Source organism: Roseivivax sp., assembly GCF_054552075.1.
This window is the reverse complement of record NZ_JBTOLZ010000024.1, coordinates 1-25660: the sequence shown is the minus strand read 5'-3', so window position 1 is coordinate 25660 and position 25660 is coordinate 1. Positions and strand designations below refer to the sequence as shown.

Annotated in this window: 21 protein-coding genes; 13 read left to right on the top strand and 8 right to left on the bottom strand. The window is 65.3% G+C overall.

Annotation, left to right across the window (positions count from 1 at the left end; translation table 11 throughout):
• Positions 1–312: 312 nt before the first annotated feature.
• Positions 313–519, bottom strand: coding sequence for a SlyX family protein (locus ACX938_RS16020; RefSeq protein WP_232753186.1), 207 nt, complete (start codon positions 517–519; stop codon positions 313–315).
• Between the two features lie 89 nt (positions 520–608).
• Here ACX938_RS16020 and hisS point away from each other — a divergent pair, with 89 nt between their 5' ends.
• From hisS to choX, 4 genes are all read left to right on the top strand, one after another.
• Positions 609–2093 carry a histidine--tRNA ligase gene (gene hisS, locus ACX938_RS16015; RefSeq protein ID WP_459431800.1) on the top strand — a complete coding sequence of 495 codons (1485 nt, stop codon included), beginning with the start codon at positions 609–611 and terminating at the stop codon, positions 2091–2093.
• Positions 2090–3172 (top strand): ATP phosphoribosyltransferase regulatory subunit, encoded by a 1083-nt coding sequence (locus ACX938_RS16010; RefSeq protein WP_232753188.1) that lies wholly within the window; start codon positions 2090–2092, stop codon positions 3170–3172. Before hisS ends, ACX938_RS16010 begins: the two co-directional genes overlap by 4 nt.
• Positions 3169–3861, top strand: coding sequence for an ATP phosphoribosyltransferase (gene hisG / locus ACX938_RS16005; protein WP_232753189.1), 693 nt, complete (start codon positions 3169–3171; stop codon positions 3859–3861). Before ACX938_RS16010 ends, hisG begins: the two co-directional genes overlap by 4 nt.
• 134 nt (positions 3862–3995) lie before the next feature.
• Positions 3996–4922, top strand: a complete 927-nt coding sequence (choX, locus tag ACX938_RS16000; RefSeq protein WP_232753190.1) for a choline ABC transporter substrate-binding protein — start codon at positions 3996–3998, stop codon at positions 4920–4922.
• 877 nt (positions 4923–5799) lie between these two features.
• Here the strand turns inward: choX and ACX938_RS15995 are convergent.
• From ACX938_RS15995 to ACX938_RS15985, 3 genes are all read right to left on the bottom strand, one after another.
• Positions 5800–6645: a class I SAM-dependent methyltransferase gene (locus ACX938_RS15995; protein ID WP_459431799.1), complete on the bottom strand. Its 846-nt coding sequence runs from the start codon at positions 6643–6645 to the stop codon at positions 5800–5802.
• Positions 6642–7496 carry a glutathione-dependent disulfide-bond oxidoreductase gene (yghU, locus tag ACX938_RS15990; RefSeq protein WP_459431798.1) on the bottom strand — a complete coding sequence of 285 codons (855 nt, stop codon included), beginning with the start codon at positions 7494–7496 and terminating at the stop codon, positions 6642–6644. The genes ACX938_RS15995 and yghU overlap by 4 nt, the downstream gene beginning before the upstream one ends.
• Before the next feature lie 404 nt (positions 7497–7900).
• The gene (locus ACX938_RS15985) at positions 7901–8329 is read right to left on the bottom strand and encodes a DUF1489 family protein (protein WP_459431797.1); all 429 of its coding nucleotides are present in this window, start codon (positions 8327–8329) and stop codon (positions 7901–7903) included.
• A gap of 102 nt (positions 8330–8431) precedes the next feature.
• Between ACX938_RS15985 and ACX938_RS15980 the strand changes: the two genes are divergently transcribed.
• A complete protein-coding gene (locus ACX938_RS15980; RefSeq protein ID WP_459431796.1) occupies positions 8432–10717 on the top strand; it encodes an adenosylcobalamin-dependent ribonucleoside-diphosphate reductase in 2286 nt (761 codons plus the stop codon).
• Positions 10718–11174: 457 nt separating this feature from the next.
• Here the strand turns inward: ACX938_RS15980 and ACX938_RS15975 are convergent, their stop codons facing one another.
• From ACX938_RS15975 to ACX938_RS15960, 4 genes are all read right to left on the bottom strand, one after another.
• Positions 11175–11528: a hypothetical protein gene (locus tag ACX938_RS15975; protein ID WP_459431795.1), complete on the bottom strand. Its 354-nt coding sequence runs from the start codon at positions 11526–11528 to the stop codon at positions 11175–11177.
• A gap of 282 nt (positions 11529–11810) precedes the next feature.
• Positions 11811–12152, bottom strand: a complete 342-nt coding sequence (locus ACX938_RS15970; protein ID WP_459431794.1) for a hypothetical protein — start codon at positions 12150–12152, stop codon at positions 11811–11813.
• 165 nt (positions 12153–12317) lie between these two features.
• On the bottom strand, positions 12318–12848 hold the full coding sequence (locus ACX938_RS15965) for a CIA30 family protein (RefSeq protein ID WP_459431793.1): 531 nt from the start codon (positions 12846–12848) through the stop codon (positions 12318–12320).
• Positions 12849–13046: 198 nt separating this feature from the next.
• Positions 13047–13340, bottom strand: a complete 294-nt coding sequence (locus ACX938_RS15960) for a hypothetical protein (RefSeq protein ID WP_459431792.1) — start codon at positions 13338–13340, stop codon at positions 13047–13049.
• 73 nt (positions 13341–13413) lie between these two features.
• Between ACX938_RS15960 and ACX938_RS15955 the strand changes: the two genes are divergently transcribed.
• From ACX938_RS15955 to ACX938_RS15920, 8 genes are all read left to right on the top strand, one after another.
• Entirely contained in the window at positions 13414–15714 is a 2301-nt protein-coding gene (locus ACX938_RS15955) for an AAA family ATPase (protein ID WP_459431791.1), read from the top strand.
• Positions 15715–16242: 528 nt separating this feature from the next.
• Positions 16243–17097 (top strand): helix-turn-helix domain-containing protein, encoded by an 855-nt coding sequence (locus tag ACX938_RS15950; protein WP_459431790.1) that lies wholly within the window; start codon positions 16243–16245, stop codon positions 17095–17097.
• A gap of 115 nt (positions 17098–17212) precedes the next feature.
• Entirely contained in the window at positions 17213–20194 is a 2982-nt protein-coding gene (locus tag ACX938_RS15945) for a xanthine dehydrogenase family protein molybdopterin-binding subunit (protein ID WP_459431789.1), read from the top strand.
• Positions 20191–21018, top strand: coding sequence for an FAD binding domain-containing protein (locus tag ACX938_RS15940; protein ID WP_459431788.1), 828 nt, complete (start codon positions 20191–20193; stop codon positions 21016–21018). Before ACX938_RS15945 ends, ACX938_RS15940 begins: the two co-directional genes overlap by 4 nt.
• Positions 21006–21512, top strand: a complete 507-nt coding sequence (locus tag ACX938_RS15935; protein WP_232753203.1) for a (2Fe-2S)-binding protein — start codon at positions 21006–21008, stop codon at positions 21510–21512. The genes ACX938_RS15940 and ACX938_RS15935 overlap by 13 nt, the downstream gene beginning before the upstream one ends.
• Positions 21505–23034, top strand: a complete 1530-nt coding sequence (locus tag ACX938_RS15930) for an AMP-binding protein (protein ID WP_459431787.1) — start codon at positions 21505–21507, stop codon at positions 23032–23034. The genes ACX938_RS15935 and ACX938_RS15930 overlap by 8 nt, the downstream gene beginning before the upstream one ends.
• Before the next feature lie 35 nt (positions 23035–23069).
• Positions 23070–23876: an enoyl-CoA hydratase/isomerase family protein gene (locus tag ACX938_RS15925; protein WP_232753205.1), complete on the top strand. Its 807-nt coding sequence runs from the start codon at positions 23070–23072 to the stop codon at positions 23874–23876.
• A 37-nt stretch (positions 23877–23913) separates the two neighbouring features.
• Entirely contained in the window at positions 23914–25173 is a 1260-nt protein-coding gene (locus tag ACX938_RS15920) for a benzoate/H(+) symporter BenE family transporter (RefSeq protein ID WP_459431786.1), read from the top strand.
• Positions 25174–25660: the final 487 nt, after the last annotated feature.

The following is a 25660-nucleotide window of genomic DNA, read 5'->3' as shown; positions in this document are numbered from 1 at the left end:
CTGGTGCTGTGCGTCGTGGGCTGGCGTGTGGGCTGGTGGCCGCGTGGCGCGGGCGGCGGCGCGCGGACACGGGCGGTTTGCCGCGACTGAGGGCCGTGTGGAGCGGGCGGCGGCGCGCGGGCCGCGAGGCGTGACTTCGGGCCGTGTGGAGCGGACGGCGTGGGGCGTTGTGGCGCCACTGCGGGCCGTCAAGAGCGGGCGGCGGCACTTAGTCCAGGAGGCCGTGAGCCGGTGGCCGGAGCTGTGTTTGACGGACGGCGGCGCGGGGGGCACGGCGGTGAGCCGTGGGCCGGAACCGCGACGCGCGGGCGCTCAGTAGTGCGGCGGAGTCTCGTCGCCGTAGAGATGCGCGCCGCCGCCTTCGGTCTCGCGCTGGGCCTCGCGTTCGAGCAACATGGCGACCCGCGTGGAGAGGCGCTCGATCTCGCGGTCCTGGCGCGCGGCGAGATCCGAGAGGTCCTCGACCTGGCGGATCACATCGGCCAGCCGTTCCTCGATCCGCTGCACTCTGTCGTCCATGGCTTGCTCCTGGCGTTCTTGCCCCCCGGGGCGGGAGCGGCTAGAGGAGGCCGCGCGATCCCCAGCCCCCGAATCCAGAGCCTTACACCATGGCCAAACAGAAGAAACAGCCCCGTCCCAAGGCGGAGACGCCCAAGGGTTTCCGCGATTATTTCGGCGCCGAGGTGACCGAGCGGGCCGAGATGCTCGGCCGGATCACCGCTGTTTATCATCGCTACGGCTTCGAGGCGCTCGAAAGCTCGGCGGTGGAGACCGTCGAGGCGCTGGGCAAGTTCCTGCCCGATGTCGACCGCCCGAACGAGGGGGTCTTTGCCTGGCAGGAAGGCGAGGAGGCCGGCAAGGGCGACTGGCTGGCGCTGCGCTACGACCTGACGGCGCCCCTGGCGCGGGTCTATGCCCAGCACCGCAACGACCTGCCGACGCCCTACCGGCGCTATGCCACGGGGCCGGTCTGGCGCAACGAGAAGCCCGGGCCGGGCCGCTTCCGGCAGTTCTACCAGTGCGACGCCGATACCGTGGGGGCGCCCTCGGTGGCGGCGGATGCGGAGATCTGCGCGATGCTCTGCGACGCGCTGGAAGAGGTGGGGATCGCGCGCGGGGATTACCTCGTGCGGGTCAACAACCGCAAGGTGCTGGAAGGCGTGCTCGAGGCCATGGGCGTCACCGAGGAAGGCCAGAAGGCCGCGGTGATGCGCACCATCGACAAGTTCGACAAGGTCGGCGAGGCGGGCGTCCGCGAGCTTCTGGGCAAGGGGCGGCTCGATGCCTCGGGGGCCTATATCGACGGTGTGGGGCTGGCGGCGGAGCAGGCCGAGCCGGTGATCGCCTTCCTGACCTCCAAGGGCGCGGGCGCCCAAGAGACGCTCGACAACCTTCAGCGGGCCGTGGGCGAAAGCGCGCTTGGCGCCGAGGGCGTGGGCGAGCTGCGCGAGATCGCGACGCTTCTGGCCGCCCAGGGCTATGCCGACGACCGCATCGTCATCGACCCGTCCGTCGTGCGCGGTTTGGGCTATTACACCGGGCCGGTCTTCGAGGCCGAGCTGACCTTCGAGATCCTCGACGAGAAGGGCCGAAAGCGGCAGTTCGGCTCGGTCGCGGGCGGCGGGCGCTACGACGACCTGGTCAAGCGCTTCACCGGCCAGGCGGTGCCCGCGACGGGCGTCTCGATCGGGGTCGACCGTTTGCTGGCGGCGCTGCGCGAGAAGGGCCGCGCGGGGGCGCGCGCCGAGGGCCCCGTCGTGGTCACCGTCATGGACCGTGCGCGCATGGCCGACTACCAGGCCATGGTCGCCGAGCTGCGCCAGGCCGGCATCCGCGCCGAGGTCTACCTCGGCAACCCCAAGAACTTCGGCAACCAGCTCAAGTATGCCGACCGGCGCGGCGCGCCGGTGGCGGTGATCGCGGGCTCCGAGGAGTTCGACAACGGCCGGGTGCAGATCAAGGACCTGGTGCTCGGCGCCGAGATCGCCGAGAACGCCACGCTCGAGGAGTGGAAGGAACGCCCCTCGCAGTTCGAGGCCCCGCGCGCCGAGCTGGTGGCCCGCGTGCAAGAGATCCTGGACCGCCGGTCATGAGCAGCCGGGCGGCACGCGACCGGGCCTTCGCGCTCCGGGGCGGCTTCGAGGCGGAAGGCGCACGGGTGGTGGACTGCGAGATCCTGCAACCCGCCGAGACGCTGCTCGATCTTTACGGCGAAGACATCCGCGCCCGCGCCTATGTCACCCAGGACCCGGGCCGGGGCGAGCGCATGCTGCGCCCGGATTTCACCGTGCCGGTGGTGCAGATGCACATGGCCCATGGCGCCGAGCCCGCGCGCTACACCTATGCCGGCGAGGTCTTCCGCCGGCAGGAGGACTTCCCGGGCCGGGCCTCGGAATACCTGCAGGTGGGCTACGAGGTCTTCGACCGCGCCGATCCCGATGCCGCCGATGCCGAGGTCTTCGCCGCGATCCGCGGCGCGCTGGGCAGCGCGCCCCTGCGCGCGGCGACCGGGGACATCGGCATCCTCAAGGCCGCGGTGGCCGGGCTCGAGACCAGCGAGGCGCGGCGGCGCGCGCTGATGCGCCACATCTGGCGGCCGCGCCGCTTCCGCGCGCTGATCAACCGCTTCTCCGGCAAGACCCCGATGCCCGAGGCGCGCGCCGCGCTTCTGGCCGCCGAGGACCCCTTTGACGGCGCCGGGCCCGAGATCGGCCTGCGCAGCCGCGCCGAGGTCGAGGCCCGGATCGCCACACTGCGCGCCGAGGCCGAGACCCCGCCGCTCGCGCAGAGCGAGGTCGAGATGATCGACGAGCTGCTGGGTGTCTCCGAGACCTGCCCCTATGCGCTGGATCACCTCAAGCACCTGGCGATGGACTTCCCGGTCCTGCGCGCCGCCGTGGGCCGCTTCGAGCGGCGCTGCGCCGCGCTCGAAGCGCGCGGGGTGGACGTGGCGACGCTGGACTTCGAGGCCGCCTACGGGCGCAGCTCGATGGAATATTACGACGGCTTCGTCTTCGGCTTCTACGCCGAGGGCCGGCCCGACCTGCCGCCGGTCGCGACCGGCGGGCGTTACGACGCGCTGACCGAACGGCTGGGGCAGGGCGCCAGCATCCCCGCCGTGGGCGGGGTGATCCGGCCCGACCTTCTGGACGAGATTGGAGCGGCGGCATGAGCGTGAAGCTGGGCGTGCCCTCCAAGGGCCGGCTGATGGAGAAGACCTTCGACTGGTTCGGCCAGCGCGGCATCACGCTGGAGCGCACCGGCTCGGAGCGCGAATACGCCGCGCGGGTCACCGGCATCGAGGGTGTCTCGCTGGTGCTCCTGGCCGCCGGGGAGATCCCGCGCGAGCTGGCCGCCGGGCGCATCCACCTGGGCGTGACCGGCACCGACCTGGTGCACGAGAAGCTGGTGCAATGGGACCAGAAGGTCGAGGCGCTGGCCGAGCTGGGCTTCGGCCATGCGGACCTGATCCTCGCGGTGCCGCAGTCCTGGGTGGATGTGACCACGCTCGACGATCTCGACGGGGCGGCGGCGGCCTTCCGGGCCGAGCACGGCTTCCGCATGCGGATCGCCACCAAGTATCACCGGCTGGTGCGGCATTACCTGCGCGACGGCGGCGTGGCCGATTACGCGCTGGTCGACAGCCAGGGCGCCACCGAGGGCACGGTGAAGAACCTCACCGCCGAGGCCATCGCCGACATCACCTCGACCGGAGAGACGCTCCGGGCCAACCACCTGCGGGTGCTCTCGGACGAGCCGATCCTGCGCAGCCAGGCGACTCTCTTCCGCTCGCGGACCGCCGAGAAGAGCGCCGAGACCCGCGAGACCCTGCGCGAGCTCTTGGCCAAGCTGGACCTCTAGCGCCGGTTTTTCTGTCGGGATCCCAGGGGTTTACGCGCGCGGCGCGCAAATGTCGGGAATGTTCTTTGACTCGCGAGTCAAAAACCGCATGATCCGCCCCACACTCGATTGAGACATCTCAGGGAGAGACCGACATGAAAACGACGCTGACTTCCGCTTTCGCGCTGGCCCTCGTCGCCGGCAGTGCCGCGGCGCAGGAGACTTGCGACAGCGTGAGCTTCGCCGATGTGGGCTGGACCGACATCACCGCCACCACCGCCGCCACGACCACCGTGCTTCAGGCGCTGGGCTATGAGACCGACGTGAAGGTCCTGTCGGTGCCGGTGACCTATACCTCCATGGCCGACGGCGATATCGACGTCTTCCTCGGCAACTGGATGCCGACCATGGAGAACGATATCGCGCCCTACCGCGAGGACGGCTCGGTGGTGACCGTGCGCACCAACCTCGAGGGCGCCAAGTACACGCTGGCGACCAATGCCGCAGGTGCGGAGCTGGGCATCGACAGCTTCGGCGCCATCGCCGAACATGCCGATGCGCTCGACGAGACGATCTACGGCATCGAGCCCGGCAACGACGGCAACCGGCTGATCCTCGACATGATCGAGGCGGATGCCTTCGGTCTCGGCGGCTTCGACATCCGCGAGAGCTCCGAGCAGGGCATGCTGGCGCAGGTCGGCCGCGCCTCGGACCGCGACGAGCCCATCGTCTTCCTGGGCTGGGAGCCGCATCCGATGAACGCCAACTTCGACCTCACCTACCTCGAGGGCGGCGACGATTACTTCGGCCCGAACCTCGGCGGCGCGACCGTGCACACCAACACCCGCGCCGGCTTCGGCGAGGACTGCCCGAACGTGCAGGCGCTGCTCGAGAACCTCGTCTTCTCGCTGGAGATGGAGAACGAGATCATGGGCGCGATCCTGAACGACGGCATGGACCCCGACGAGGCCGCCGCGGCCTGGCTGTCGGAGAACACCGACATGGTCGCGGGCTGGCTCGAGGGCGTGACCACCGTGGACGGCGGCGACGCCGAGGACGCGGTGATGTCGGCGCTGCAGTAAGCGGCTTCGGTTTGAATGGTTTGGAAGGGGCGGCCCGGGGTGGGCCGCCTCTTTTTTTGTGTGGGGGGTGGCGGTGTTGTGGGTGCGGTTGGGGTGAGCCTCTAAGGGCGATGGGCGTCACTGACGCCCGCTGCTGCGGAACCGCTCGGCTTGCCAAACTTCAGCTCTGACCCACTCAAATCAACCACTCCGCCAGATCAGCGCCCCACGCCTCCACCACGCCCCCCTTGCGCCCGAATAGCACCGAAGGTGCCGGGCGCGCGCCGGACCGGCCCCTTGGGCCGGCGCTCTTGTGGGCGGAGCGCTTGGTTCGCCCCTAGCCCTGACCTTGCGTGGATAAAGCGCCTCGCTCAGAGGGCAGCAGCGCCGGCCCCCGGTCCGTCGCGCGCCCTTTGTTTGGACGGGTTGAGAGGGGAGAAAGGCGTTGGTTGAGCACGGCAGGGCGTGCAATCGCCGCCAGGTCAGGAACCAGGCTCGACCACGTGCCTCTTGCGCCCGCATAGCACCGAAGGTGCAGGGCGCGCGCCGGACCGGCCCGATGGGCCGGCGCTCTTGTGGGCGAAGCGCTTAGTTCAACTCTAGCCCTGACCTTTTCGGGATTAAGCGCCCCGCTCAGAGGTCGGCAGCGCCGGCCCCCGGTCCGGTGCGCGCCCTCTGTTTGGGCGGGTTGAGAGGGGAGATGGGCGTTGGTTGAGCCCGAAAGGGCGTGCAATTGCTGCCAGGTCAGGAACCACATTCACTATGCGCCCCCGTTGCCCCCTCTGTCTGGACGTGTGGATAGGGGAGAACGGCGTTAGTTGAGCCCGTTAGGACAGAGACCGCCTCCGCCACCGCCCCGTCAGCTCAAGCCCCAGACCCACACGCCCGCACACCCCCTTTACCCCCTCGCCGCCACCAGGTTCACCCGGGCGGGCAGGCGGATGCCGTCGGCGGAGAGATACCGCTCCCAGCGCCTGTGCATCCGGGAGAGGATCGCGGCGCGGTCGGCGGCGCTGCCGCCCATGTCGCGCAGCACGGAAGGGATCGGGCCGATCGCGGGCAGGAGGCGCTCCATCGTGGGCCAGCCCTCGGGGTGGTGCAGGCTCAGGTCGACCGGCTCGACGGTGATCTCGCGCCAGCCGGCGGCGGCGAGGATCGCCTGCACCCGGGCGGGGTCGCGGAAGGCCATGGGCCCGGGCGCATCGGGATCACCGGCAGGCGGGGCGCCGAGGTGATCCACGGCCACCGCGCGGGCCTCTCCGAACCAGGGGTTGTGGCGCGCCTCCGACCAGGCGGCGAAGAGCATCCGCCCGCCCGGCGCCAGGGTGGCGCGGAGCCGGGCAAAGGCCGCCTCCGGGTCGTCGAAGAACATCACCCCGAAGCGCGAGAGCACCAGCTCGTAGGGGCCCGGCAGCTCGCCCACCTGGGCATCGGCCTCGAGAAACCGCGCTTGCCCGAGGCCCGCCGCGGCGCGGTCGGCCTCGGCGAGCGCCAGGAGCGGGGCGGAGATGTCGACGCCATGCGCGACCCCCTTGGGTCCCACCGCGCGAGCGGCCGAGAGCGTCAGCGCCCCGCCGCCGCAGCCCACGTCCAGCACCCGTTCACCGGGCGCGGGCGCCGCGCGGGCCATGAGCAGGGCCCGCACGGCATCGTGCAGAAGATCGAGGTCACGGTGATGCGTGACCCAGCGCTGCCCGGCATCGCCGCTCCAGAACTCGGCCTGCGCGGCGTTCGGGCCGGTCATGCGCCGATCTTGTCCTGCGTCTTGGTCTCGAAGTCGCTGGCGTCATGGCGCTCGAGCAGCTGCTCGTGCGGCTCGCCCGAGGTGCGATTGACCATGCGGCCGCGCGCCACCGGGGCACGCGCGTCGAGCGCCTTGGCCCAGCGCAGCACGTTCTTGTATTCATGCACCGACAGGAAGGTCCCGGCGTTATAGGCGCGGCCCAGGACCATGTTGCCGTACCAGGGCCAGATCGCCATGTCGGCGATGGAATAGTCCTCACCCAGCATGAATTCCTTGTCGGCCAGGTGCTTGTCCAGAACGTCGAGCTGGCGCTTGCTTTCCATGGCGTAGCGGTTGATCGGGTATTCCATCGGCTCGGGGGCATAAGCGTAGAAATGCCCGAAGCCGCCGCCGAGGAAGGGCGCGGAGCCCATCTGCCACATCAGCCAGGACAGGAGTTCCGGCCGGTCCTCGGGCTTGCCGAGGAACTTCCCGTAGCGCTCGGCGAGATGCATCATGATCGCCACGGATTCGAAGACGCGGACGGGCTCGGGGCCGGTGCGGTCGACCAGCGCGGGGATCTTGGAGTTGGGGTTGGCCTCGACGAAGCCCGAGCCGAACTGGTCGCCGTCGCCGATGCGGATCAGCCAGGCGTCGTATTCGGCCTCGGAGACGCCGGCGGCCAGCAGCTCCTCGAAGAGCACCGTGACCTTCACGCCGTTCGGGGTGCCCATGGAATAGAGCTGGTAAGGATGCTTGCCGACCGGCAGCTCCTTGTCGTGGGTCGCCCCGGCGATCGGGCGGTTGAGGCTGCCCCAGGTGCCGCCGTTCTCGGCGTCCCAGGTCCAGACTTCGGGCGGGGTATAGCTCATCTCGGCGCTCCTTGGGCGGCTGGGAATTGGGTTGTCTCGGGCCAGAACCTAACGAGCATGCGGCGAATGGCCAGAGCGGGGGAGGTTCGCGCCCGCACAGATGGCTCTGGGAATGCGAACAATGCGGGGTGCGGGGAGGGGCGTGGTGGGAGCGGGTCGGAGCTGCGCGCGCGGGCTTGCGATCCTGTGAGCCCGGGAGGGCAGGGGGACGTCTCGGCGCAAGATTGCGGGCAGCGGGTGGGCGATGAACGCGGGCATTCCAAGCGACGCGCGCGCTGTCTGCGAGCAAGCCGAGTGCCCCAAGCGCCCTAACCAAGACGGACGCCGAGCGTCACCTGCGGCCCGAAATCACACCACCCCGAGGCGCCGCGCCCTAATGCACGCCGAAGCGCCGCTCCGCCCCCTCACAGCACCCCGAGCTCGGCCAGCGCCCCGGCCAGCTCCGGCGGCAGCTCGTCGTCGTCCTCGCGGGCGCGGGACAGATCGGCGGGCGCGTCCTCGTCGGCGAGATAGCGCCAGCCCTGGAAGGGGCGGCGCGGGGCCGGGGTCACGCGGAAGATCTCGGGGTCGAGCACGATGGCGCATCGGCGGATGCCGTCACCGCCCGAGACCTCGTCGAGCCGGAGGATCCGCTGGCGGCACTGGATCAATCCCTTGATCACCCAGTAGATCGAGCCGCCGTCCAGAATCTGCTGCTCTTTCTTGGGCCACATGCGGGTGACATGGCGCGGCAGCTCGTCCGGCCCCTTGGCCCGGGCGGAGCCCTGCCAGCGGGTCAGGCTTTCGACGCTTTCGGTCCCCGCAGAGAGCTTGAGAAGGTGAACGATTGCCATGGCACTCCCCGATTTCTTCCCCTATATTGTAGGTCCCCCGCTCGGGCCTTCAAACCCTTGTGGGCAAACCCGTTCCCGACCTCAGCGACCGAGAATCACACTATGACCCGCTTCGCCGCCCCCATCGCCGAGCAAATCTGGGACATGAAGTACCGGCTCAAGGATGCCGACGACAGCCCCATCGACGCCAGCGTGGAGGACACCTGGCACCGTATCGCCAAATCCCTCGCCGAGGTCGAGAGCGACCCCAAGGCCTGGGAGCCGCGCTTCTACGAGGCGCTGGAGGATTTCCGCTACCTGCCCGCCGGGCGGATCACCGCAGGCGCCGGCACCGGCCGGGCGGTGACGCTCTTCAACTGCTTCGTCATGGGCACGATCCCCGACAGCATGGCCGGCATCTTCGACATGCTGAAGGAGGCCGCGCTGACCATGCAGCAGGGCGGCGGCATCGGCTATGATTTCTCCACCATCCGTCCCAAGGGCGCCCTGGTCGAAGGCGTGGCCGCCGATGCCTCGGGCCCGCTGTCCTTCATGGACGTCTGGGACGCCATGTGCCGCACCATCATGTCCGCCGGCTCGCGCCGCGGCGCGATGATGGCGACCATGCGCTGCGACCATCCCGACATCGAGGATTTCATCTCCGCCAAGGCCGACAGCGCCCGGCTGCGGATGTTCAACCTCTCGGTGCTGGTCACCGATGCCTTCATGGAGGCCGTGAAGGCCGACGGCAAATGGGATCTGCTCTACGACGGTAAGGTCTACCGCACGCTGAAGGCGCGCGACCTCTGGAACCGCATCATGCGGGCGACCTATGACTACGCCGAGCCGGGGGTGATCTTCATCGACCGGATCAACGAGGCCAACAACCTCAACTACGTCGAGACCATCGCCGCCACCAACCCCTGCGGCGAGCAGCCGCTGCCGCCCTATGGCGCCTGCCTGCTGGGCTCGGTGAACCTGGCGCGGCTGGTGACCGATCCCTTCGGTCCCAAGGCCGAGCTCGACCCCAAGGCGCTCGACCGGCTGGTCGCCACCGCGATCCGCATGATGGACAACGTCGTCGACGCCTCGCGCTTCCCGCTCGAAAGCCAGCGGCTCGAGGCGCAGAACAAGCGCCGGATCGGCCTGGGCGTCACCGGGCTGGCCGATGCGCTTCTGATGCTGGGCCTGCGCTACGGCTCCGACGAGGCCGCGCGGCAGACCGAGGTCTGGCTGAAGCAGATCGCCCGGGCGAGCTATCTCGCCTCGGTCGAGCTGGCCAAGGAGAAGGGGCCCTTCCCGCTTTTCGACGCCGAGGGCTACCTGGCCTCGGGCAACATGCAGAACATGGACGAGGACGTCCGCGAGGCGATCCGCACCCATGGCATCCGCAACGCGCTGCTGACCTCGATCGCGCCGACCGGGACGATCTCGCTTTACGCGGGCAATGTCTCCTCGGGCATCGAGCCGGTCTTCGCCTATGCCTACACCCGCAAGGTGCTGCAGAAGGACGGCTCGCGCACCGAAGAGGAGGTGGTCGACTACGCCGTGCATCTCTTCCGCGAGAAGTTCGGCGCCGACGCCGAGCTGCCGGAGTATTTCGTCAACGCCCAGACGCTGAGCCCCAGCGAGCACGTGAAGATGCAGGCGGCGGCGCAGAAATGGGTCGACAGCTCGATCTCCAAGACCATCAACTGCCCCGAGGACATCGGCTTCGAAGCCTTCAAGGACGTCTACATGCAGGCCTATGAGACGGGCTGCAAAGGCTGCACCACCTACCGCCCGAACGAGGTGACGGGCTCGGTGCTGAGCGTGTCGGACGCCGAACCCAAGGCCGAGGAAAAGCCGGTGCTGGTCTCCGAGACCGAGGAGAGCGCCGAGGTGGTCTACATGTCCGAGCCGCTCGACCGGCCGCAGGCGCTCGAGGGGGCGACCTACAAGCTGAAGTGGCCCGACAGCGAGCACGCGATCTACCTGACGATCAACGACATCATCGTCGGCGGCCGGCGGCGGCCCTTCGAGGTCTTCATCAACTCCAAGAACATGGAGCATTTCGCCTGGACGGTGGCGCTGACGCGGATGATCTCCGCGGTCTTCCGCCGCGGCGGCGACGTGAGCTTCGTGGTCGAGGAGCTGAAGGCGGTCTTCGACCCGCGCGGCGGCGCCTGGGTGAAGGGGAAATACATCCCCTCGATCCTGGCCGCGATCGGCGGGGTGATCGAGCAGCACCTCCTGGCCATCGGCTTCCTCGAGGGCGAGGGCATGGGCCTGAAGAGCGACCCCCAGGCCTCGGTCGTCAACCTCGACGCCCCCCGCGGCAAGGCCTGCCCCTCCTGCGGGCAGTTCGAGATGCGGATGGTCGAGGGCTGCATGACCTGCGCGAGCTGCGGTCACTCGAAGTGCGGGTGAGGTGAGCGGGGGGCTGTTGGTCCTGTCCCGACAGCCAATTCGTAGCCACCGGCGGGCTTGAAATGGCCATTTGACAACCAATTCGCGGCGATCACGCTGAAAGCGCGTGATCGCCGCGTTTCGTTTTGAGTATTGCAGCCGGAGGTTCGAGTCTCTGGACGGAAGATAGGTTCACGTTCTGGGCGCCGAAAATCGGGCTGCTTCAGAATCCAGAGGCTTCTGCTGCGCGACATTTGCAAAGGTCAATCTGTCGCTGGCCAACCTGTAGAATGATCGGGTGCATTAACTGCGCGAGACTGTCGTCGGTGGGCGCTCCTTCGATGGCCCGCACCCAATCGCCGGAGGCCGTGCCAGGTATCAGGCGACGGCGCGCATCCAATTTCTGGAAATATGATTGGCCCATGAAAAAAGCCGCAGCCCTTGGGGCGGCGGCTTCACTCGAGAGATGTTTTCCGGGTTAGCGGAACGCGGCCAGCAGGTCGCTGATCCGTGCGCCATACCATCGTAGGGCGGTGCCGACGCAGTACCCCGCGCGCAGACTCAGGTCGTCGAGCGTGCTGGCCTGGACCGAGGCGAGCGCCTCATGAATGGTCCGCAGCGCGCCGTGGACAAGGTCTGTGTCCGGGCACACGGACCCGGACTGCGCATGCAGATCGCAGAGCGCATCGAAAGCGGTCGGCCCTGCTGCCAGATCCAGCAGGTCACACAATCCGGCGCCGTGACGGCGCAGGAAATCCGTCGCGCCGAGGGCTGCCTCGACGGCTTTGTCGGTCCCGTCACTATCCGTGACAAGGGGTGAGGTGGTGAGCATGAGTGCACTCCCGACATCCAGCCCGTGGCCCGTGCCACGTGTTTCTTGCTGGTGTCAGATCGGCCGATGCCATGGTGTGCGGTGGGCCAGGACGCGTGGGTCGATATCTCTCCTTGGTCGTTGCAGTCTTCGGTTTTGGTGCTGGTAGTCCGGATGTTGGCTCTTTCGTGCAGAGCCAAAGAAGAAATCTGTGTCTCCGGCGAATTTCCCATGACGGTATCGGTCCCACGGCTGTCTCCGAGGCAAGGCACGCCCGGCGGAGCACCCCGGGCGTAAGATTGATCAGCCGTGATGCGCTTCTGCAGCCCGGGAATCGCACAACCCATCGAGCAGCTGGCAGATCTCCTCCACGGCCGGATCGAGAGGGTCGATGCGATTGAACCGCGCGGCCTCGACGCGGTCGAGATCGTGGGCATGGCGCAGTGCCAGCAGGTCTTCGAGCGCGTCGAGTTCCCGGTTCAGCCGCCTTGTTAATGGCAGCGCGAGCGAGAGGTCGCCGACGAGGCACTGGACCCGTTTCGAGGCGGCTGGCCCGCCGAGCAGATGAGCCGCCGAGGCAAGAGCGGCGCGGTTGGCAACGATGAAACTCGCGCAGGGCGAGGGGCTGAAGATGTCCTTGGGCATTCGAGATGATCCTTCTCATCCGTGCCGGCCCCCTATGGACCGGCGTCAGAACGCCGCCGCGCTGCCCATCTGCGCCGCGTCGAGAATGAGATTGGCCGGTGCCCGAAATGGCGAAGGAAAAATACTGACGGTTACGAGATCCGAGCTATGCCGTCCGCGGGGTTCTCAGCAACGGCAAAGCCGGACGCGCCCCCCAGCGATCTCGGCATGGAACTCGCGTCCGATGGCGAGGATGCCGATCCGCCTCAGGCAGCTCGGATCGAACGCGACGTCGGTCCTGTGCGGGGTAACCGTCTCGAAAGGGACAATATGTGTCCGCCAGTCTTCGGTCGCGGTGACCGATACCCGAAACGACTGCCAAGGGCGGCTCAGCGCCTCGGTCCTCAGGCGGATATCGTAGGTCTCTCCGTTGCCGCAAAGGTCGAGCGCGATGCCGTCCCAGGCGCTGGCGTCGAAGGCAGACCCGTCGGGGCACAGGTCGAAGGCGATTTGGATGAAGCCGCCGTTATTGTCGAGCGAGACGTTGCCCCGTAGCACCGTCGCCTTCCGGCCTCGGTAGTCCTCGCATGACATGCGCCCCTGCGAGACGCCGCCCATGACGGCGTCGGCGACGTATTCCCAGTCGGGGTGCAGTTCCATGGAGACCACCTTGTTGCTGGATGTCGAATGCCAAGTGGCTACGATCATATCGAACATCAATTGTGCACCGGTATCTTGGCCGAAAGCACGCCGCACCTCCGAGCGGTCCAACCGATTGCCCCGATGTTTGGCGCAAACACTTCCGGCCCTCTGCGGTCACTCACCAGATTGGCCTTAGCTGCATCGCAGCTTCCCAGAACCGGTCCTTCGCGGCACCTCCATCACCGCAGTCGTGGCCAGTGGTGTTTTCCCCGTCTAATTTTCGTGCCAGTCTCTGATGGAGCGGCAAAGATCGCTCATAGCCATCCCGGTCCACATTCCACTACTCAGAGCCGGAACATTTTCAGTGAACATCGGCTCACTTTCGCCGTCCGCAACAAAGTGAATCACACCAGTTTCGTTGTCTTCGTCCTTGATAAATGTCCAGACGCCGAGATACTCGCCATCGCGCGTCAGAACGTCACCGCGCTCGACGTCGCTTTCAAAACCAACGAGCTTGATAAGGTATTTGAGTTCCATGACCGCAAGATACGGTGCCACAACGAACATGCAACGCCTCAGCGACCTGGCCTGGGTAACTACACGTTCACTTGCGGCCTGAAGCGGACTTTGAAGGGGCATTATGTTACAGAAGATAGCAGTTATAGAAAATGTCGGTCGATTTGAGAAAGCGCTCCCGACCCAAGATGTTCGATTCGAAAAATGCACGCTTTTGTTTGGTGAGAACGGCTGGGGAAAATCAACGATTGCAGATATTCTGCGATCTCTGTCGCGCAGAGATCCTGAAATTATCATTGGCCGCAAGACACTCGCTGGAGGGCCGGACCAGAAGATTTCTCTTCAGTTCGATTCAGGTCGGGCCAATTTCGAGCGAAGCAGTTGGAACGGGGCCCAAAGCCGCGTGGCAGTGTTCGACAGCCTCTTCGTGAATGACAATGTCTATTCTGGTGACACGGTCTCATCTGACCATCTACGTCGACAGTATGGTCTCGTTGTTGGCGAAAAGGGCGTGAAACTCGTTCGCCAGATCGTGTCGCTGGATGAAGCGAACACCGAGAACAATAAGATCATTCGCGCCCTCGAAGCGGAGCTTACAGCCGGTCTTCGAGGGATAGGCCTTGCAGGCATGAGCCTGCCAGACTTTCAAGGTCTGGAAGAGGACCCGGACATCGATACGGCCATCGCTGAGAAACAGGCAGAAGTTTCCCGCGCAGCGAAGTCGAAAGAGCTTAAAGCCGCAGCAGTCGCGAGCACTTTTCCACTTCCATCCGATCCGACGACCTTCGCCTCAACCCTCAGCCAGACGGTCGAAGGAATTGCCGCTGACGCGGTGGAAGCCGTTAGGTCACATGTCGCAGTGCATGAATGCGCAGAACCGGCTGAGCCGGGGCTGGAAACGTGGCTGGAACAGGGGTTGCCCTTCAAAGCGGAGGACACCTGTCCATTCTGCGGCCAGGAACTCAGAGATCGGAGGCTACTGGAAGCCTATAGCCGTTTCTTCAGCGAAGCGTATCGAAAGCTGGCCCAAGATGTTCAAAGACTCCGTAAAACATGTCTACGCTACTCAAATGGAGATTTTCGAAATGCAGCGGAACAAGTCGTAAAATCCAACGATAAAAATTTCGAATATTGGCGAGAGGCGGCTGGCATTGATGCCCCCGCGACCATCGACCTTGAAGCATTGATCTCAGGGATGGAGCGCGCTGCTGCGAAAATGGATTCAGCTCTACAGACGAAAGCCGCAAACCTCACTGAGGCGTTGGACATGGAACGAATTGGCGCAGCCATCGATGCCTGGACGAGCGCGAGGGCGGTCATCGAATCTGCCAATGCAACACTTGGTGAATACAACCGAAAGGTCGATACCGTTAAGGCCATAGTTGACGCCGGGCAGCTTGAAAACCTCACAAACGAGTTGAAAACCCTCCAGGCCCGAAAGCATCGCTTTGAGGCTGAGATCATCATGAAGGTCACAGACCTACAATCGAAGAAGCAGCGGAAACGCGAAATTGCAAAGGAGAAAGCCGAGCTTCGCGATGAACTGACCGCCCATGGAAAAACCATAACCGAAAACCTCGGCAAGACGATCAACTCCTATCTCGTGCGTTTGAATGCGGGCTTTCGGATTGATTACAAAGAACCCGACTATCGCGGCAAGGAACCTGCCGCCAGCTACCAGATTCTGATCAACGAAGTTCCAGTTTCACCCCGAGCGAATGGAGATTCAACCGGTGCGCCGAGCTTCCGAAACACACTCAGCGCCGGGGACAAGTCGGTTCTCGCATTGGCGCTGTTTCTGGCGCAATGCAACGCGGACCCGGACCTCGATGAGACAATCATCGTACTCGATGATCCGTTCACGAGCTTGGACAATTTCAGGCGGCAGTTCACGGCCATAGAGATCAGAAGGGTTTGTGACCGGGCGAAGCAGACCATCGTTCTGTCACACGACAAAGGATTCCTCCGCCTGCTGTGGGACAAGATCGACCAGAAACTGATCAGATCATTCGCGCTACAAACAGGCGCGCCCGGCGTGACGACCATCACGCCCTACGACATTCCTGGCTCGACGCAACCGCGCCATGTTTCGGAGCGCATGAAAATTGAAGAGTTCATCGAGGGTGAGCCCCACGAACTTTCTTATATCAGGTCGCGCCTGCGAACTGTCTGCGAGGACTTCTACCGCAAAGCTGACCCCGGTCTCTTTAGCAAAGCTGCGACGCTCGACCAAATCATCCGCACCCTAATCGATGCGCACGACGATCACCCATTCAAAGGTGCACTTGAGGACCTCAAGGACATTAATGCCTATTCGCGGGTAGAGAACCATGCCGAGAGCGATGGCGATCCCAATGGCAATACAAGTCCCGACGAATTGAAAGGGTTCTGCAGTCTTGTCCTCGGTCTAACGCGTGGGATGTAGGGGCCGCTTCTGGCATTGTAATGAGATCGGTTTGCAACCGCAGCGAATTTCCGCTTCCCGCCCGGTCAGCAGGTAGGCGCTCTCGGCCCAGAGCTGTCGTCCGTAGCAAGAGCAGCGAATGACCGGTGCCGGCGCCTTTCTCTCAAGTCGATCATTCGATATTTGACAGTTTCATCTGTGAACTAAGACTGACGACGTAAGGCTTTGCTCCGCTCAAACGCCTGAGATTTAGAAAAAGTTCAAGCCTACGTGGAACCGAATGGAATTTGGCTTCTGTGCTGCCGAAGGGTCTTCAGCATGGCAGTAGTGCATCTTCACTTCAGCGAATAGATTTCCGAACCAACGAAGTAGATCTATTGATAGAACAAATTCCGATCAAGTTGATTAAGCGTGATATCCGGCATCTGCGAAACGGGTGACGTTGCAGGCGTATCAAGTGCCGCCGACGTGGTCCTGAAACGCCGAACCGTCATGATGCCTGCAGCCGAGCGAGATTGACCGGATCGCGAAAACTGGTAACGATTCTGGATGTCGTCTGCGCTGAGGATCGCTATCGGGACGTTCGGGCGGGTCGCTCTGCTTGATATGGACCGGCCCCTCGTCAAGCATGCCCATGCGCAATGCCACGTGCTGCTGAAGGTTGAGGGTGCCGATACCGAGTTCGTTGTGGGCGGGCGGCGCGTGGCGCTGACCGATGAAAGCGCCGTGCTCATAAACGCTTGGGAACACCACAGCTACGTGCACTGCGCGGGCCAGCCGCCGACGATCATCCTGGCGCTTTACATCGAGCCGGACTGGCTGGGCGCGTTTCGCGGCAATTGGCAGGCGAGCGCGGGACCGGGCTTTTTCCCGCATCCGGGCGGTGCCATCACCCCACAGATCCGCCGCCAGGTCGGCGAGACCGCCGAGGCGATGGTGCAGGCCCCGGGCGACGCCGCAGCACATGAGCGGCTGATCGGGCGGTTGATGGTCTCGATCGTAGAGCGGCTGGCCCTTTGGCGCGAGGCGCAGCCGTCGCTCCGGGCGCGGGCCACGGCAATGCGCGCGCCCGACCGGCGGATCGCGCGGGCCCTGGCTTTGATGCGCGCGGACCCGGCCCGCATTCTCTCGATGGAGTGGTTGGCGCGCGAAATCGGTGTGTCCCGCGCGCATTTCTTTCGGCTGTTCGAGGCCGAAACTGGCATTTCTCCGCGTGTCTATCTGAACACCCAGCGGGTCGAGCGCGCAGTGCAGGCGGTCGCAAACGACACCCGCAGCTTCACCGACATCTCCGACGATCTGGGCTTCTCGGTGCCGGCGCATTTCTCGCGCTTCTTTCACGACCATGCCGGCTCCTCGCCCAGCGTATTCCGCGATGTCTCGGCGCTTCGCGACAGCGACTAACCTCTGTTTTTGAGACTCCTTGGTAAGGTCCGAGACCTGGCGGGATCGCAGGGCCTGCGGATGCGCGCCTAACGTCCCTTCCTAAGGGCTTGTCCATGCCAAGCCGGGAGGAGACATGAAAGATACCGTTACAGAGCCACTTGTCGGCCGCTCGGTCGCACGCGTCGAGGATCCGGCACTCCTGTCGGGGCACGGGCGTTACATAGACGATTTGCCGGTGTCACCCGGAACGCTGGCGTTGGCCTTCGTGCGGTCGCCGCACGGCCACGCCGAAATCCGGTCGGTCGATACCGCCGAGGCGGCCCGCGCGCCCGGCGTCGTAGCCATTATAAGCGGAAAAGACGTCGTCGCGCGCACCCGGTCGATGACGGTGGGCGTGAAGGCCGATGTCGAATGCTGGCCGATGGCTGTCGACCGCGTGCGCTATGTCGGCGAACCGGTGGTCATGGTCGTGGCAACCGACCGCTACCTGGCCGAGGATGCCGCCGATCTGGTCGCGGTCGACTATGCCCCGCTCGGCGCGGTGGTCGATCCCGTCGCGGCGCTCTCGGACGATGCGCCGGTGCTGCATCCAAGCCTCGGCGGCAACCTCATCAACGAACGGCGCTTCCGCTACGGCGATCCCGAGGCGGCGTTCGAGGCCGCCCCGCACCGGATCGGCATCGACATCACCTATCCGCGCAGCGCCTGCACCCCCATCGAAACCTACGGAGTGATCGCCAGCTACGATCCGGGCGAGGATGCCTATGACGTCACCGCAAATTTCCAGGGCCCTTTCTCGATCCACGCGGTGGTGGCCAGGTCGCTGCAAGTGCCGGGCAATCGGCTGCGGTTGCGCACACCGCCCGATTCCGGCGGCTCTTTCGGGATCAAGCAGGGCGTCTTTCCCTACATGATCCTTGCCGGCATCGCCGCGCGCATCGCGGGCGCGCCGGTCAAGTGGATCGAGGACCGCCTGGAGCATCTTTCGGCCAGCGTCTCGGCCACCAATCGCCAGACCCGGATCGAGGCGGCGGTCGCGACGGATGGCCGGATCACCGCGCTTGACTGGGATCAGATCGAGGATTGCGGCGCCCATCTGCGCGCGCCGGAGCCTGCCACGCTCTACCGGATGCACGGCAACATGACCGGAGCCTACGACATCCCGAACATGGCGATCCGCAACCGCGTCGTGCTGACCAACAAGATGCCGACGGGGCTCAATCGCGGCTTCGGCGGGCCGCAGATCTATTTCGCGCTGGAGCGGCTGATGGACACCATCGCGCGGCGACTCGGGCTGGACCGGCTCGAGGTCATCCGCCGCAATCTCATTCCCGCGGAAGCCTTTCCCTACCGCACGACCAGCGGCGCCCTCTACGACTCGGGCGACTACGCCAAGGTGCTGGATCGCGCGGTCGCCGAAGGCGGGCTGGACGCTCTTTACGCCCGCCGCAACAAGGCCCGCGCCGCAGGCCGGCGCTATGGCATCGGCTTCGCATGCGTGGTGGAGCCCTCGGTGTCGAACATGGGCTACATCACCACCGTCCTGACGCCTGAGGAGCGCGCCAAGGCCGGGCCGAAGAACGGTGCGCAGGCCACGGCGACCATCTCCATCGACCCGCTCGGCTCGGTTACGGTCAAGGTTGCCTCCGTCCCGCAGGGCCAAGGCCACCGGACAGTGCTGGCGCAGGTCGTGGCCGACAAGTTCGGCCTGCCGATGGACGCGGTGCGTGTTCTGGCCGATGTGGACACGATGCGCGATGCCTGGTCCATCGCCTCGGGAAATTACGCCTCGCGCTTTGCCCCCGCCGTCGCCGGTGCCACCGAGATCGCGGCCGAGCGATTGCGCGACAAGCTGGCAATGGTCGCGGCCACGCAGCTGAATATCCCGCCGGACGACGTGATCTTCGAGGCGGGCCGCATCGGTGCCGCAGGCAATCCCGACAATAACCTGTCCTTCGCACGGGTTGCCGCCACGGCCCATTGGTCGCCGGGCACACTGCCCGACGGCGTGGACCAGACCATGCGCGAGACCGTCTACTGGACCCCGCCCGAGCTGGAGGCACCGACGGCAGACGACGGGGTCAATTCCTCGCTCTGTCACGGGTTCATTTTCGATTTCTGCGGGATAGAGATCGACCCCGAGACAGCCGAGCCGAAGATCGACCGCTACGTGACCATGCATGATTGCGGGCGCATCCTGCATCCCGCCATGGTCGATGGTCAGGTGAGAGGCGGCTTTGCCCAGGCGGTCGGCGCGGCCTTCCTCGAGGAATACGCATACGGGCCCGATGGGTCTTTCCGCTCGGGCACGCTTGCCGACTACCTGCTGCCTACGATGATGGAGGTCCCCGAGCCGGTGATCCTGCATCACGAGACAGTGTCGCCCTTCACACCGCTCGGGGCTAAGGGCGTGGGCGAAGGCAATTGCATGTCCACGCCGGTGTGCATCGCCAACGCCGTGGCCGACGCGCTGGCCCCCGAAGGTGAGGCACCTGATATCGTCCTGCCGGTGACCGCGGCCAAGCTCGCGCCGAGTATCTTCGGTGACGAGCCCGCCCCGAAAGACCCAGTGCCGGAGACGAAGGCCGATGCCACGACGGGCGGGCGCAAGCTCACGGGCGAAGGCCGTGCCATGGTGCAGGCCAGCCGCACTGATGTCTGGAAGATGCTGCTCGATCCCGCGACGCTCGATGCGATCATTCCTGGCTCGCACGGCGTGCAGAAGGTCGGCGAGACACGCTTTAAGGCGGATGTGACGCTGGGCGTCGGGCCCGTGCGGGGGCGCTACAAGGCCGATATCGACTTGTCCGACCTCGACCCGCCCAACGCGCTCACCCTCTCGGGGCAGGCCGTAGGCGCGCTCGGTACGGGCGGTGGACAAGGCCGTATCACTCTGACCGACACCGACGACGGCACCGAGATCGCCTACCGCTACGAGGCCGAGATCGGCGGCAAGGTCGCCTCAGTCGGCGGACGGCTTCTGGACGGCGCGGCGAAAGTCGTGATCGGCGAGTTCTTTCGCGCCCTCGCGCGCCATTGCGGCGGCGCGTCCAGCGGTTCCCTGGCTCGCCTGCGAGGTCTTGTTGATCGCGTAATTAAGGGAGGCCGGTCATGAAACCCGCCCCGTTCGATCTCGTAGTGGCCAACTACATGAGTGAGGCGCTGGAGGCGCTGCACCAAGGCGGCCCCGAGGCCCGCGTCATTGCTGGCGGTCAGTCGCTGGTGCCCATGCTCAACATGCGCCTCGCGCGGCCCACCACGCTTGTCGACATCACACGCATCCCGGAACTGTCGCGGATCGAAGCCAAGAGCGACCGAATTACCATCGGTGCCGCAGTGCGCCAGAGCACGCTGGAGCGCTGGCCGGAGCTGGCAGATCGCCTGCCCTTGGTACATGCGGCACTGCCTTGGGTCGCCCATACGCAGCTGCGCAATCGCGGCACGATCTGCGGCTCTGTAGCCCATGCCGATCCCAGCGCCGAGTTGCCGCTGTGCCTGATCGCGCTCGGCGGCACCGTGACCCTGCGCCGCTGCCGCAAGACGCGTGAGGTTGCGGCACGCGATTTCTTTCAGGGCATGATGTCCACCGACCTCGCCCCCGGCGAAATGATCGCATCGGTCACCTTCCCGGCCCGGCAGACGGGCACCGGATATTCCTTCCGCGAAGTGGCGCGCCGACACGGCGATTTCGCCATCGTCGCCTGCGCCGCCATCGCTCGACCTGATGGCACCGCCACGCTGAGCGTGGGCGGCGTCGCCGACACTCCCCGCACGCTCGATCTGCCCGCAGACCCGCAGGGTCTCGATGACCGCTTGAATGAATTCGCCTGGCATTTGCAGGCCCGCGACGACCTGCACGCGACCGCCCGCTATCGCCGCGATCTGGTCCGGCAGCTCGGCCGCGCAACCTTGGAGGAGGCCCTCTCATGCCGCGACTGACCCAAAACGAGACACACCCGGTGCGCTTCACCCTGAATGGCCGCCCTGTTTCGGCGCGTGTGCAGCCACGCATGTTGCTGACGGATGTCCTGCGCCACGAGATCGGCGCGACCGGCACCCATGTGGGCTGCGAGCATGGCGTCTGCGGTGCGTGCACGGTCCAGATCGACGGGGAGCCCGTGCGCGCTTGCCTGATGCTCGCCCAACAAGCCGAGGGCTGCGAGGTCCGCACCGTGGAGGGGCTCGCGACAGACGATGCGCTGACCTCGCTGCAAGAGGCCTTTCGAGAGCATTTTGCGCTGCAATGCGGCTTCTGCACCGCGGGCATCCTGATGACGCTCGACGCGCTGTTTTTGCGCCAACCGGACGCGGATGAAGGCGCGATCCGCGAGGCGCTCTCGGGCCATCTGTGCCGTTGCACTGGTTACGCGCCCATCGTTCAGGCGGCGCTGGCCGCCCGGAACCGCATCAAGGGAGGACCAATCGATGCTTGACCTCGGAACCAGCTTTCTCGCGTCCGTGGAACGCGACCCCGGGGCGATTGCCATCGCCGAAGGGGACCAGACAATCACTTATGCCGACTGGTATCGCCGGATCAGCGCGCTGGTGGACGGGCTTGGCCAGATCGGCCTGCGGAAAGGCGACACACTCGTAACGGCAATGCAAAACCGGTGGGAGAATGCTTCGCTGCATTGGGCCTGCCAGCTTGCCGGGATCGTCATTACGCCAGTGAACTGGCGCGTCACCGCCGATGAGCTGGACCACGCGCTGCGCGACAGCGCGACTCGCGTGCTGGTGCATGACGATGCCGCGTCTGATGCGGTCGCCGGATCGGTGCTCGCGCAGGGCTTGAAAGTCATACCGCTGGGCGGCGATCAGGGCCTCGCGGCGCTGCTGGCGGGACACGCGCCCGACGCGGTGCCACAAGCAGCGGCCGAGGATCTGTCGGTCATGCTCTACACATCCGGCACGACCTCGAAACCCAAGGGCGTGCCGCGTCGACACCGGGCCGAGCGCGCCGCCGCCGTCGCCCATGTGGCGCAGAACTTGTACCACCACGGCGAGCGGACGCTGGGCGTCATGCCGCTTTATCACACTATGGGCATTCGGTCGCTCCTGTCGGCCAGCGTGATCGGCGGTGCCTTCATCTGCCAGCCGCGATTTGACGTTCCAGACGCGTTGGACGCCATCGAGACGTATCGGGTCACGAACCTTTATCTCGTGCCGACGCTCTATCATGACATTGTCCACCACGCCGCGTTCACGCCGCAGCGGGTCGCAAGCGTGCGCAAGCTGGGCTTTGCCGGCGCGTCGATGACCGATGGCCTGTTGCAGAAACTGGCGGAGGCCTTTCAGCCCGATCTTTTCGTGAACCATTACGGTTCGTCCGAGATCTACACCTTCTCCATCTGCCAGGACGCTGCGGCCAAGCCCGGATCGGCGGGTCGCGCGGCGATCAATCAGCGCCTGCGCGTGGTGCCGCTCGGCTCGGCGGATGCCAGCAAGATCTGCGCGCCGGGCGAGGAAGGTGAAATCGTTGCCTCCATGCAGGGCGACGAGGCCTTCGAGGGTTACTGGAACCGCCCCGAGGCGGACCGCAAGGCGATCCGCGACGGCTGGTATTTCACCGGCGATTGCGGGCATTTCGACGACGAAGGCGATCTGTTCGTGACGGGTCGCGCCGACGATATGATCATCACCGGAGGCGAGAACGTCTCGCCCGTCGAGGTGGAAAGTTGCCTCTCGCTGCACCCGGCCGTGGCAGAGGTCGCGGTGGTCGGCCTGCCGGATGCGCGCTGGGGCAAGGTCGTAACCGCCTTCGTCAAGCGCGCCGGCGATGTCACCGAAGACGATCTCGACGCCCATTGTCGCAGCTCGGACCTGTCCAATTTCCGCCGTCCGCGCCGCTACGTCTTCGTTACCGAAATCCCAAAATCCCCGGTCGGAAAGCTCCTCCGCCGTCTGCTCGTCGCGGGCGAATACGAGCTCGAGCCTACCGAAACTACACCGGCGTGAACCCAAGGAAAGACACTGACATGAAAGACGCTCACATGACCGAAACTCTGACCTTTACCGATCCGCGCCTCGCTGAGCTCGACGGCTTCCACGTTCAGCTCGATGCGAGCAACGAACGCGCCGACATCATCCTCGCACGACCGCCCTACAACGTCATCTCGATGGGCGCACGCGATCAGCTACGCCTTGTCTTCGAGACTCTCGATGCCGATGACCGCGTGCGCATCATCGTGATCTCGGGCGAGGGCGAGCACTTCTCGTCGGGTGGCAATATCAAGGGCTTCCTTGAGGCAAGCCCCGAGCATGTCTCGCATTTGGCTTGGAACATCGCCGCGCCTGCGCGCTGCTCCAAGCCAGTGATCGCGGCCAATCGTGGCTACACGTTCGGCGTGGGCTTCGAGCTGTCGCTGGCCTGTGATTTCCGCATCGTGTCTGAGACCTGTCGTTACGCGCTGCCCGAACAGAAGCTGGGCCAAATCCCCGGCTCGGGCGGCTCCGCACGGCTGCAAAAGATCGTCGGGGTCACCCGCACCAAAGACATCGTCATGCGTTCCAAGCGCATCCCGGGTCAACAAGCACTCGACTGGGGGATCGCCACCGAATGCGTGACCGACGGCGATCTCGAGCAGGCGGTGACCGACCTCGTGAACGAGCTCCGCGAGTTTTCCCCGATGGCGCAGCGCACTGCGAAGAAGCTGCTGAACGACACCGACGATGCGCTTCTCACCACAGCAATCGAAATGGAAGGGCTGAACTACAGCCGCCTGAGGCAATCGGAGGATTTCCGGGAGGGCGTCGAGGCCTTTCACGCCAAGCGCAAGCCTGAATTCACCGGCCGCTGAGATGGCCATGTAACCCCATTCAAGGGAGGAGACCCAGATGGAACAGACAAAACAGACGAATTGGATCGAGAAAGGACCGGGTTTCGGCGCGGGCCTGTCTGGCCTGCGTGAGGCGCTGGGCATCAAGACGGCGAGCGCGGGATTGGTCGCGGCCATCTTCGGATGCTCGGGACCGGCGCTGATCGTAATCGGCGCGGCCAATAATGGCGGGCTCTCCGAGGGCCAGACCGTGGCCTGGCTTCTGGCGATCTACGGCCTCGGCGGGCTGATCAGCCTGATCATGGCGCTTTACTACAAGCTTCCGGTAACCGGGGCCTATTCGATCCCGGGCGCAGCCCTGGTCGCGGGTGCGCTTGGCACGTTTCCCTTCGAACAGGCGGTCGGAGCATTTCTGATGGCAGGCGCGATGGTCTTCGCGCTCGGCATCACCGGGCTTATTGGCAAGGTCATGCGCTGGCTGCCGATGCCCATCGTCATGGCGATGATCGCGGGGGCGCTCATTCGCTTCGGCATCGGCGCGGTCACCTCGATCGAGAAGCTGCCCATCGTGGTCGGTGCGGCGACTTTCGCCTTCTTCTTGTCGATGCGTTTCCTGCGGGCCGTCCCGCCGGTTCTGACGGCACTTATCGTGGGCCTCGTGGCCGTGACCCTGACCGGAGGCTTCCAGGGAGGCGAAGCGGCAATCAGCTTTGTCGCACCGGAGTTTACCGCGCCCGTATTCACTGTTGACGCCTTCTTGGCCATCGCCGTGCCGCTGGCCGTGCTGGTCATCGGGGCCGAGAACGCCCAGGCCATCGGGGTACTCTACGCCGAAGGTTATCGTCCGCCGATCAACGCGATGACCGTGATCTCGGGCATCGGCGGCATGCTGGCCGGACTGATCGGCGGCCATAATGCCAATATCGCGGGGCCGATGACGGCGATCTGTTCGTCCGATCAGGCTGGCGAGAACCCAACGGGGCGCTATGCGGCTACGGTCCTGAATGGCGTGCTGTTCGCGGCCTTCGGGGTCTTCGCCGGGGTCGCGGTGCCGTTGATCATGGCGCTGCCCGGACCACTGATCGGGGCCGTAGCGGGTCTGGCGATGATTACCGTCCTTCTGAGCGCGTTCCAATCCGCCTTCGACCGCAATGCGGGCCACCAAGTCGGTGCCTTCGTCGCGCTGATTGTGGCGATGTCGAACGTGTCGTTCCTCAGCATCAGCGCGCCCTTCTGGGCCCTGGTCGCAGGTGCCGCGGTGTCAATGCTGAATGAACGGGTGGTCAGATCCAAGCCCGTGGCCACCCCGGCGTCCTGAAGAACAGCGCCAAGTCGCACAAGTGATCAAATGGGGGGGCGCCAGAGCACTGCGCCCCCCACGAGCCTTTTTTGTTGCCGCCGCGGTTCTGTCGAACTGGCGGGACAGCGATAGACTTTAGATTTCGATCACTGCGCTGGCGTTCCAACAACGTGGCGCGGTGACGTGTGTCGCTTTGCCGAGTTTGTAGTCTTCCGTTTCCCGAACATGATGTCGAACCAATTCGGATTGGGAGGCTGTGGGTTGTTAACTAAATTGATAGAAGAGTGTCGACAGACTTTTCCGTCGCGCTTTCCGCATTCCAGAGCTGGGTTGCAACTACTTCAGAGTATCTTGATGTTTCTTTGCACTGCTGTGACCCCCGATTTTCCCTCCATCTGATGATAGAGTCCGGCCCAATAAGAGGACCGGAAGATGAAGAGATCGAAGTTCAGCGAAGAGCAGATCATCGCGATCCTGCGGGAGCAGGAAGCGGGCGTGAAGACCG